This window comes from Arthrobacter sp. Y3221157, assembly GCF_059089865.1.
On record NZ_JBNHFD010000110.1, the window covers coordinates 1 to 10,446 of the forward strand.

Here is a 10,446-nt window from a genome sequence, read left to right on the forward strand (position 1 = left end):
CGCCGTGCCCGCCGTCCATCTCGATTTTCATGAGGATCGGCTCGGATCCGGTGGTCCGGTTCCGCAGCTCCTGCACCCACTTGGCCGGCTCCACGTACAGCACCCGGGTGTCGTTGAAGGACGTGACGGCCGCGATTTTCGGGTAGGCCACCTCGCGGACATTCTCGTAGGGGGAGTAGGACTTCATGTACTGGTACACCTGCGGGTCCGTGATCGGGTTGCCCCATTCCTCCCACTCGAGGGCGGACAGCGGCAGGTCCGGGTCCAGGATGCTGGTAAGCGGATCCACGAACGGCACCTGCGCCACGATGGCGGCGTACTTTTCCGGCGCGATGTTCGCCACCGCCCCCATCAGCAGGCCGCCGGCGGAGCCGCCCAGCGCCGCGATCCGCGCCGGATCCACCCAGCCCGAGCCGGCCAGCCAGTCGGTGGCGGCGATGAAGTCAGTGAAGGTGTTCTTCTTGGTGAGCTTCTTGCCGTCCTCGTACCAGTGCCGGCCCAGCTCACCGCCGCCGCGGATGTGCGCGATCACGAACACCACGCCGCGGTCCAGCAGCGAAAGGCGCGCAATGCCGAAGCCCGGATCCATGCTCAGCTCGTAGGAGCCGTACCCGTACACCAGGCCCGCCGCCGTCGAATCCTGCTTGATGCCCTTGTGCCGCAGCACCGAGAGCGGGATCCGGGTGCCGTCCGCCGCCGTCGCCCATTCGCGGGTGGCCACGTAATCGCTGCCGTCGTAGCCGCCCAGCACCGGGCTTTCCTTCCGCAGCAGCAGCTCGCCGGCGGGCTGCTCCGGGGTGGGCAGGACGAAGTCGTAGACGCGCGACGGCGTGAAGTAGGAGGTGTAGCCCAGCCGGATGACGGGGGCCTCATAGTCTGATCCGCTGACGCCTGCGGTGTAGAGCTCCTCGTCGAATGCCGGCTCCACCGGAGATTCTTGTGCCGCCGTGCCCAGCCCGGCGAGGCCCATCACCTGTACCCGTTCAATGGTGTCCTTCCGGATGGACACGATCAGGTGCGTGGCGGTGACGCCCGCGCCGTTGACCCGGACGTCGTCGGAATGTGCGACGACGGTCTGCCACGTCTGCTGGGCCAGCGGCTTTTCGAGCTCGGCCGGGTCCGCCAGCGAGACCATGGAGTTGATGGCGCCGCGGTTGTGCGTGAGGAGGATACGCTCTGATATCTTCCCGTCCGGGCCCTCCAGCAGGAACGGCTCGGCCTCGTAAAGGACCCGCTCGTTGCGTGAAATAACCGTCCGGACGGTCCCGGAGGGGTCGTCGAAGCGGAGCAGCCGGGTTTCGCTGTACTCGGAGCAGCCGATGCCCAGCACCAGGTAGCGCCGGTCCGCGGAGAGCTCAAAGCCCAGCCACATGGCGGCGTCGTCTTCCTGGTAGATGACCACGTCGTCCGTGACGGGCGTGCCCAGCACGTGCGCCTTCACCTGGTACGGGCGCCAGGAATCATCCACCACGGTGTAGAAGATGCGCGCGCCGTCCGGGGAGAACGAGACGCCGTAGAAGACGTTCTCGATGACGTCCGGCAGCAGTTCGCCGGTGCGGAGGTCCTTAATCCGGAGGGTGAAGCGCTCGTCGCCGGAGTTGTCCACGGCGTAGGCGTAGAGGTTGCCGTCCACGGTTACGGCCGAGCCGCCCACGGAAAAGAACGGCTTGCCCTCAGCCTCGACGTTGCCGTCCAGCAGGACTTCCTCGCCGGGAATCGCGACGCCGGGCTCCACGGCCGGCGGGGTCCAGTCGGCAATCCTGTCCCCGGTGTCGGCGGCCCTGACCCGGCACTGGATGCCGTATTCCTTGCCCTCCACGGAGCGGCTGTAGTACCACCAGTCGTCCTTGCGGTGCGGAACCGAGAGGTCGGTTTCCTGGGTGCGGCCCTTGATCTCCTGGAAGATCGCTTCGCGGAGCGGCTCCTGGTGGGCGGTGACCGCTTCCTGGTAGGCGTTCTCGGCCTTCAGGTGCTCCACCACCTCGGCGGATTCCTTGTCCCGCAGCCACTCGTAGTTGTCAACGAAAGTGTCCCCGTGGTGCGTCCGCTCCAGCGGGACCTTCTTCGCCACCGGCGGGGTAGCGGCGGACGCGGGCGTACTGGCGGAATCCTGCAGCGGAGTGGAGGTCATGCCTTCAATATATCCACCGCCTCCGCGAAAGGCCGGGCCCGTTCGCTACCGGGGGAGAACCGGCCCCGCGCCGGCTGGAAGGGGCCAAAGACTCTGGGAACGGGTATGCGTTTCCCGGCAGGGTGGAAGGACAGCGCCAGTCCGCGAAAGGAGAAAACCATGTCCTTCGATTCAGGGCCCGCACCGCGGGCCGCAGCATGGCGGGCGGTGGCCCGCTGCGTGGGAAGAACCTGCGTGATGCTGGCCCGGAGCCAGGTGCATCTGCCCAAGAACAACGTGGGTCGGGTGCTCCGCTTCGCGGACGGCAGCACGGCACGCGTCTATCGGGAGACCGCCGTCGACCGTATTTCACCAGCCGAGCCCTGCGTCCTGGTGGTCGCCTTCAAGCTCCGGCTGGTGCGGGGCAAAGCACACCGCCTCTTTGAGGCCGAAAGCCTGCTCAACACCCCGCTCTTCGTCGGGTTTCCGGGGTTCGTGTCCAAGCTGTGGTGCGCGCACGACACCAACGGCGCCTACCGCGGCCTCTATGAATGGGACGGTGCTGCCCGGGCCCACGACTATGCGGCTGCCTTGTGGCGGGTCCTCGAGCTTGTGAGTGTTCCCGGGTCCATCAGCTACAAGGTGCTGCCCGGCCTCCGCCGGGACGAGGTGCTCGCCGATCCTGCCCGGATGGAGGCGGCGGCGGAAGGTGGCCGGGCCTGGTGGCGGCTTCTCAGCCAGGCGTGACAGCGGGAGAAGGTACGACGGCGGCCACGGACGTTTTGGTGGTCGGGGCCGGTCCCGCCGGCCTCACCGCAGCCCTGCAGGCCCACGCGCACGGCGTCACGGTCCGCGTGGTTGACCGCCGCGCGGAGCGGATCCGCCCGTCCCGGGCCATGATGCTCCATGCCCGGGCACTCGAAGGCCTCCGCCCACTCGGTGTCACCGACGAGCTGCTGGACCGGGCGGATACGGCTCCGGAAGCGCGCATCCATTTGGGCCGGAAGGTGGTTGCGGCCAGGCTCGGCCGTGCCGACCTTCCGGACACCGCCTTCCCGCACCTGACCCTGGTCCGGCAGGCCGACGTCGAGGACGTTCTGTGGCAGGCCCTCCGGAAACGTGGGGTCCCAGTGGACTGGGGCGTAGAGTTCCGCCGGCTGGAGCCGGACCCGGCGGACGGACTTCTCCATGCGGAGCTCCACACCGCCCGCGGGCTGGAGCAGCACCGGTGCCCGTTCCTGGCCGGGTGTGACGGGCAATCCAGCACCGTCCGCGGCGTCCTGGGGGCCCCTTGGCGGGGCGGGCCGTACGCGGTGGAGGCGGTCCTGGCCGACCTGGAGCTCGACGGGTCCCTTGATCCGGGGCGGCTGCACGCCGCCGTCGGGAAGGCCGGGCTGGCCTTCCTGTTTGCGCTGCGCGAGGGTGCTTCCTGGCGGATGCTGGCCACGAGGCCGGCAGTGCCGCAGCCGGGCGCGCACTTCGGGCAGCTGGGGCCGCCGGTTCCGACGGAGGAGGTGGAGCGCCTGGTCCGCGCGTCCGGACTGGAGGCGGTGGTGCGGGAGGTGCGCTGGTCCGCTCAGGTCCCGCTCCAGCACCGCATTGCCGGCACCTTCGGCAGCGGCACCGTATTCCTGGCCGGCGACGCCGCGCACGCGCATTCCCCCGCGGGCGGCCAGGGCATGAACAACGGGATCCTGGACGCGCTCAGCCTCGGCTGGCGGCTGGGGTTCGCCGCCAAAGCCGGACGGCAACTGCCCGAGCTGCTCGAGTCCTACGGGCAGGAACGCCGGCTAGCCGCGAGGCGGGTGCTTGCCCTGACGCACGTCATCTTCTTCGGGGAGGCGTCACCGCATCCTGCCGCCCGGGCCGTCCGCGCCCTGCTGCCGCTCTGTGCGCCGCTGCTGCCGCTGGTGCTCCGCCGGCGCTGGCTCACCTCGAAAGGGATCAGGCTGCTGGCGCAGCCCTTCGTCCGGTACCGGCGCAGTCCCATTTCCGTGGACTGCAGACCGCGGGCCGGCAGCTGGCCGAAGCCGGGGGACCGGTTGCCGGACGGGCCCGCGACAGTTGACGGCCGTGAGGTCCGCCTGCACGGGCTGACCGCCGTGCCCGGCATCCATATTCTCCTGGAGCGCGACGCCGGTCCGGACGTTGCTGCTGCAGTCACCTCTGCGAGCGAGCGGCAAGGCACGCTGCTCCATGTGCACCGGCTCACCAGCCATCCCGGTTCCGGGCTGGTGGCCGTGCGGCCGGACGGGCACGTAGGTTTCCGGTGCGCGGAGGCGGATGTGCGCCAGCTGCGGGACTGGCTGCGTCTGGTGGGCGCGGTGGGGGACTGAACCAAGAACAGCGCCAGAAGTGAGCGGGCGTTTCCAAGAACAGCGCCAGAAGTGAGCGGGCGTCCGGGGTAGACGGGGCCTAGTGGCCTTCAGGCGGCAGGCGTATCCTGATCACGCCAGGCACATCAGCCACGCGTGAGAGGGGAAGTTTATGACCATCCCGCCAGTGCACGAACCCGAGCCGTTTCCGCCGGAACCAGGCCCAGAACCCACACCGCCAGATCCCACCCAGCCCCAGCCCGGGCATCCGTCCCCCAACCCGTTCCCGGCGCCGCCGTCTCCCGGCCCGCTGCCCGTGCCCGATCCGGGGCCGGCGCCGCTGCGCCCGGATCCGACCCGGAGCTAGCAGGGACCAGCCGGAGGGGCCTTCCACGGGCCGTGGGAGGCCCCTTTTCCTTGCCCAAAACCGGTCCAAAAAAGTTGCAAATTTCCTTCCTGCACCGCTTGCGGATCTGTTCCTGCGGTGCTAAAAAATCTATATCAGCCAATACAGATCGGCTGATACTCGAAACGATGTTGGACCATCTCTTACGAGGAGGGAAGCCATGTTGATGCGAACCGATCCGTTCCGCGAGCTGGACAGGCTGGCCCAGCAGGTCCTCGGAACGGCAGCGCGTCCGGCAGCCATGCCGATGGACGCCTGGCGGGAGGACAAGGAATTTGTCGTGGCCTTCGATCTGCCCGGCGTCGCGGTGGATTCAGTGGATCTGGATGTGGAACGGAATGTCCTGACGGTGCGGGCCGAGCGGCCTGACGTTGCGGGCAAGGACACCGAATTGGTCGCCTCCGAGAGGCCGCGCGGCGTCTTCAGCCGCCAGCTGATCCTCGGGGACACCCTGGATGTCGACAAGATCAAGGCAAGCTACGATGCCGGTGTCCTGACGCTGCGGATTCCCGTCGCCGAAAAGGCCCAGCCGCGGAAGATCGAGATCGAGACAAAGGGGACAAAGCAGGAGATCGCGGCCTAGTCCCCTTCAGGGATCGGGACGTCGGGTTCTCTGTTGAGTGCCATGATGGGGCGGGTCGCACCGAGTGCACGCCACAGCGCCAGACAGCGCATCGGCAGCGTCAACCCGTACTTCCCGATACGGTGGCCCCCGGCTCCGGCCGGGGGTCGTCCAAAGTTACCGGCGGGGATGCCTTGTCTTGGTCCGCATGCTGGTGCTAGAACAGGGTTACCGGGAGGATCCGAACGCGTTGTATCTGCCAGTTTTGGGCGGTTTGCCTTTAAGGAACGCCACAGCGCCGGTAGCGCATCGGCAGTTGCGAGTGATCCCCTCCGATACGATGGCCCCCGAGCTTCCAAGCAGGGGGCCATCCCTTTGCGCACAGGCAGGGTTTCCTTGTCCCGGGAATCAGGTGTTCAGTTCCAGCATCAGCGCGGGCAGTTCGTCGGCCAGTTCGCGGGCAAGGAACCCGAGCGGGCCCATCCTGCTGGCCAGCCGGTCGGCAGCCGCCGCGTGCAGGTGCGTTCCCCAGCACGCCGCCTGTGCCCCGCTGGTCCCGCGGGCCTTCAGGCCGGCAATCGCCCCGGCCAGGACATCCCCGCTGCCGGAGGTCCCCAGGCCGCCGTACCCGGTGGTGATCTTCCACAGCTCCGGTTCCCCGCCGCCCTCCGCACCGGGCGGCTGGGCCACGATGCCCTGGCAGCTCACCACGGCGTCGAACCGCCTGGCAACAGCGGCCACGTCGCTTTCCAGGTCCCCGATGTCCCGGCCCAGCAGGATCTCCGTTTCCTTCGGGTTCGGGGTCAGGATCAGCCGTCCGCGCCACGGTTCCAGCTGCTCTTCAACCTTGGTCAGGCCGCCCAGGGCATAGGCGTCAAGCACGACGGCGGCACCCCCTTCACCATCCGGCCCGCCGTCGGCGGACTCCCGCTCCAGCAGGGCCCGCAACAGTTCTTCAGCCAGTCCGGGATCGTCCAGGCCCGGGCCCACCAGGATGGTGTCCGCCCGGTCCAAGTAGGAGGAGATCCGGTCCAGTCCATCAGCCTTGACCGATCCGTCGGCGGTCTCCGGCAGGGCGATCGCACCGCACTCCGGCAGCGCCACCCCCATCTGCACGGCCACAGACTCTGCCACGGCCACCGTCAGCTTCCCGGCACCGGCGCGCAGCGCTGCTGTTCCGGCGAGCAGGACAGCGCCGGGAGTGGCCCGCGCCCCGCCGATCACCAGCACCGAGCCCCGCGAATACTTGTCCTCACCCGGAGCCGGCAGCGGCCACTCGCGCAGCAGCGACGGCGTCACCAGCACGGGGCTGGTCCCGTCACCGCGGGTGGACACTCGTGTCCCCGGCATGCTCGGTGACCTCCACGCCCTGCTCCGTGAGGTGGTCGGCCACATTGAAGCTCTCCAAGGTCCACGGCCCGGCACCGGACGGACGCACATACCTGGTGATCGACGCGTTCAGGATGGATGTGCTCGCAGCGAGGTCCAGGAGTTCCCGCTCGGACATGCCCTCCAGCACGTAGCGGAACAGCATGATCACGGCGTCGTGGCAGACGAGCATCACGCGGTGGCCGCTGCCCAGGTTGTTCAGCTCATCGAGGACCGAACGCAGCCGGAGGGCCACGTCCGCCCAGGACTCACCGCCCGGCGGCCGGTAGTACAGCTTGCCCAGCCAGGACCGGCGTTCCACCTCGTCCGGATAGCGCTTCTCCACGCCCAGCCGGGTCAGCCGGTCCAGGATGCCCAGTTCACGGTCGCGCAGCCGTTCATCGGCGCGCACTTCCACCGGCCAGCCTGCCGCCTCCACGGCAATCTCCGCCGTCTGCCGGGCCCGGGCGTAGGGGGAGGACACCACCGCATCCGGCCGGAACTCCTCGGCGATCCGGGCCAGCGCCGTGCCCAGCGCCTTGGCCTGTTCCTGCCCCGTGCCGGACAGGTTCACATCGGCATCGCGGGCCGGCACGTCAATGACCTCCGCCCCCGCAAGCCGGGCCTCCGTGGCGGCCACGTTGCCTTCGCTTTCACCGTGCCGGATCAGCAGCAGCTCCACCGCCCCGGCTTCCTGCACAGCCTGTGTCAGTCCGTTTTCGTTCAAGAAAGATCACCCCGTCCGTGTGCCGTGTGCCGAATGCAGGAACACTACCAGCGGCGTACCCACGGGGCGGGGAAAATAACCGGACGACGGCGGCCTGCAACGTTCAGGGCAGTTGTGTGACTACTTAGTCTGTGAGACTATCTAGTCGTGAATCCTGAAAAGCGGTGGCCCAGCGACTGGGTCCGGGCGGCGCTTCCGGTCTGCATCCTGCAGGCCGTTGCCGCCAGTGGCGAAGCTTATGGATACCAGGTCATCCAGGTCCTGAAAGGGTCCGGCTTTGACGGGCTCAGCGGTGGCACGGTCTACCCCGCCCTGAACCGCCTCGAAACCGATGGATTCGTCAGCTCGGAGTGGCGGGAAGGTGAAGCGGGCCCGGGGAAAAAGTTCTATTCCCTGACCGATAAGGGGCGGCAACGGCTTCAGGAGTCCGCCTCGGACTGGAGCCATTTCACCTCGATCATCAACAAACTCCTCCAAACAAAGAAGGGCTGACAATGTCGACTGAGGAATACCTGAAGGCCCTGGCCTACGAGTTGCGCCAGCGGAAACACAGCGAAGACATGGTCAGCAGCACGTTGCAGGAAGTCCGCAGCCACCTTGCTGCAAGCGGTGAAAGCGGTGAGGAGGCCTTCGGCCAGCCGCGCGATTACGCGGCTTCCTTCCCTGCCGGAACCTCTCTCTCCCCCGGGTCCCGCGTTGGGCGGCTTGCCGCGGGACTCGTGATTGGGATGTTGGGGCTGTACCTGGTGCTGCGCGGTGTGGTGGGGGTCAGCTTCGGCGTGTCAGGCACGCTCACCTACTTCGCGTCCATCCTGGTGCTGACAGCGGCGCTGGTGTTCACGGGCAAATACCTGGACCGGCGTCTCCCGGTTCTCCACTAGCATCCCGGGAAACCGGCGGAGACCGGGACGCCTGGCCGGAGCATTCACCGCTCCGGCGTCAGCACCTTGGAGAACACGGTGGCGCCGTTGGCGTTGCGCAGGCTCACTGTAAAGGTATCGGAATCAAGCTGGACGTGCCCGAAGAACTGGTTCTCGCCGTCGCGTGGTGACTCACCGGGGAAGCGGCCGGCCTTGGAGAACACCACCTCCGGCCCGAACGTGCCGTCCATCGCGTTCGGCCCGAAGGATCCGGCGGCGATGGGCCCGGCCACGAACTCCCAGAAGGGGTCGAAGTCGGTGAACGCGGCGCGCTCGGGGGAGTAGTGGTGCGCGGCGCAGTAGTGCACGTCCGCGGTCAGCCACACGATGTTCTTCACCCGGTGCCGCTTGAACGCGCTGAGCACCCCCGCGATTTCCAGCTCGCGGCCCAGCGGAGCACCGGCGTCGCGGTTGGCAACGCTTTCCTGGTTGACCGGACCGTCCGGCACGATGACGCCCAGGGGCATGTCCGCTGCGATTACCTTCCAGGTAGCCTTCGACGCCGATACCTCCCGGATCAGCCAGTCCACCTGCTCCTGGCCCAGGATGTTGGTGGCGTAGGCCTCCTTGCCGTCGGTGTTTGGGGATTTGAAGGTCCGCATGTCCAGGCAGAAGATGTCCAGCTGCGGGCCGCGGGATATTCTCCGGTAGATGCGCGCCGGCTGGTACTGGCCGGCGTCGTCGAACGTTCCCGGGCGCCACAGCGCGGCACTGTCCGCGATGGGCATATTCTCCTGCCACGCCTGCCGGCCGCGGGCGGCGAGCGTGTTCACGTCTCGCACCGTATAGCGGGGGTCCTCCAGAATCTCGCCGGGGTACCAGTTGTTGGTGGTTTCGTGGTCGTCCCACTGCGCAATCACGGGCACGTCCGCGAACATGGCCCGCATGTTGGCGTCCATCGAGTTGTACCGGTGCCGGCCGCGGAACTCGGCCATCGTTTCGGCCACCTTGGACACCTCCTCGGTCACCAGGTTCCGCCACACCTGCCCGTCCTTCTCCAGCACGGTTTCGGTGATCGGCCCGTCCGCGTACACCGTGTCGCCGGAGTGGATGAAGAAGTCCGGACGGGTCTGGTGCATGGCCCGGTAGCCGCGCATCCCGCCGATCTCCTCGTTGATGCCCCAGCCCTGCCCGGCAGTATCGCCGGTCCAGACGAAGCTTTGCGCGGACGACGCCGGGACCCCACCTCCGTTGCCCGTCTCGCCGGTGCGGCCCTTGCCGTTGTACGTCCCGGCATCGGGGGCCGTGCGGAAGGTCCCGCGGACCGTTTCACTGGCTGCGCCGCCGTCGTCCTCGAAGCTGATCTCCAGCGCGAACCGTGTGTTGGACGGCAGGTTCCCGGCGTGGATCTTGGCGGTGAAGTCGGACGCCTGGGTGGCCCTTGGCCCGCGGAGGGTGCGCTCAAAGGCGCCGCGCCCGCGCAGGATCGCGCCGGCGTCGTCCACTGCGCGGAGGACCGCCGTCATCCGGCCGGCACCCGACGCGCGGGACCACAGCACCGCCGAGTCCGAGGTGACGTCGCCGGTGGCGATGCCGCTGGGCAGGGTGAGCCGGTTGCGGACCAGCGCCACGCCGGCAGGGGAACGGGTGGGTCCGGCGCTGGCAGCGGCGGGCACGGACGCCAATGCGGCGGCCAGGACGGAGCCCTTGACGATGGTGCGGCGGGAAATCTCAGTGCGGGAAGCGGAAGTCATGTCCTCAGGTTTCCGCCAGCCGGCGCACGGAGCTTTTCCCTCGGGTGAACTGCCGGTAAGGCGGGGCTGAACAGCGTGAATCGACGCTCAAGTGCACCCGCGTCACGGAAATTCCCTGGCGCGGCCGAAATCTCAGCCGCGCCAGGGAGTTTGTGCGTCGTCAGGGACCCTGCGCGTCGCCCGCGAACCCTACGGCCTGGCGAACTCCGCTATCCGCCCGTCCCGCAGGGCAGCCCCCACCGCAGCAATGGCGCCGTAGTCCGGGAACAGCACGGACTGGCCAGCGACGAACCCGGAACCTGCCGTGGGCAGCGTCATGGTGCCTATCGCGTTGGGGTCGAGGT

At 68.2% G+C, this 10,446-nt stretch carries 9 protein-coding genes; 5 read left to right on the forward strand and 4 right to left on the reverse strand.

The window, feature by feature from the left end; all coding sequences use genetic code 11:
* Positions 1–2,131: S9 family peptidase (locus tag AC5RTT_RS18470; RefSeq protein ID WP_494146410.1), on the reverse strand; the 2,131-nt coding region annotated here is incomplete at its 3' end.
* Between the two features lie 159 nt (positions 2,132–2,290).
* Between AC5RTT_RS18470 and AC5RTT_RS18475 the strand changes: the two genes are divergently transcribed.
* The 3 genes from AC5RTT_RS18475 to AC5RTT_RS18485 all read left to right on the forward strand — a co-directional run bounded on the left by AC5RTT_RS18475 (position 2,291) and on the right by AC5RTT_RS18485 (position 5,414).
* Entirely contained in the window at positions 2,291–2,857 is a 567-nt protein-coding gene (locus AC5RTT_RS18475; RefSeq protein WP_494146411.1) for a hypothetical protein, read from the forward strand.
* Entirely contained in the window at positions 2,833–4,446 is a 1,614-nt protein-coding gene (locus AC5RTT_RS18480) for an FAD-dependent monooxygenase (protein ID WP_494146412.1), read from the forward strand. The genes AC5RTT_RS18475 and AC5RTT_RS18480 overlap by 25 nt, the downstream gene beginning before the upstream one ends.
* Before the next feature lie 545 nt (positions 4,447–4,991).
* A complete protein-coding gene (locus AC5RTT_RS18485) occupies positions 4,992–5,414 on the forward strand; it encodes an Hsp20/alpha crystallin family protein (RefSeq protein WP_494010048.1) in 423 nt (140 codons plus the stop codon).
* A 387-nt stretch (positions 5,415–5,801) separates the two neighbouring features.
* Here AC5RTT_RS18485 and AC5RTT_RS18490 read toward each other — a convergent pair whose 3' ends face one another.
* Positions 5,802–6,743: an NAD(P)H-hydrate dehydratase gene (locus AC5RTT_RS18490; RefSeq protein WP_494146413.1), complete on the reverse strand. Its 942-nt coding sequence runs from the start codon at positions 6,741–6,743 to the stop codon at positions 5,802–5,804.
* Positions 6,712–7,488 (reverse strand): histidine phosphatase family protein, encoded by a 777-nt coding sequence (locus AC5RTT_RS18495; RefSeq protein ID WP_494010050.1) that lies wholly within the window; start codon positions 7,486–7,488, stop codon positions 6,712–6,714. The genes AC5RTT_RS18490 and AC5RTT_RS18495 overlap by 32 nt, the downstream gene beginning before the upstream one ends.
* A gap of 147 nt (positions 7,489–7,635) precedes the next feature.
* Between AC5RTT_RS18495 and AC5RTT_RS18500 the strand changes: the two genes are divergently transcribed.
* Together AC5RTT_RS18500 and AC5RTT_RS18505 are read left to right on the forward strand one after the other, a co-directional pair.
* Entirely contained in the window at positions 7,636–7,980 is a 345-nt protein-coding gene (locus AC5RTT_RS18500; RefSeq protein WP_494146414.1) for a PadR family transcriptional regulator, read from the forward strand.
* Between the two features lie 2 nt (positions 7,981–7,982).
* Positions 7,983–8,369 (forward strand): HAAS signaling domain-containing protein, encoded by a 387-nt coding sequence (locus AC5RTT_RS18505; RefSeq protein ID WP_494146415.1) that lies wholly within the window; start codon positions 7,983–7,985, stop codon positions 8,367–8,369.
* Between the two features lie 44 nt (positions 8,370–8,413).
* Here AC5RTT_RS18505 and AC5RTT_RS18510 read toward each other — a convergent pair whose 3' ends face one another.
* A complete protein-coding gene (locus AC5RTT_RS18510) occupies positions 8,414–10,102 on the reverse strand; it encodes an alkaline phosphatase D family protein (RefSeq protein WP_494146416.1) in 1,689 nt (562 codons plus the stop codon).
* Between the last annotated feature and the right edge of the window lie 344 nt (positions 10,103–10,446).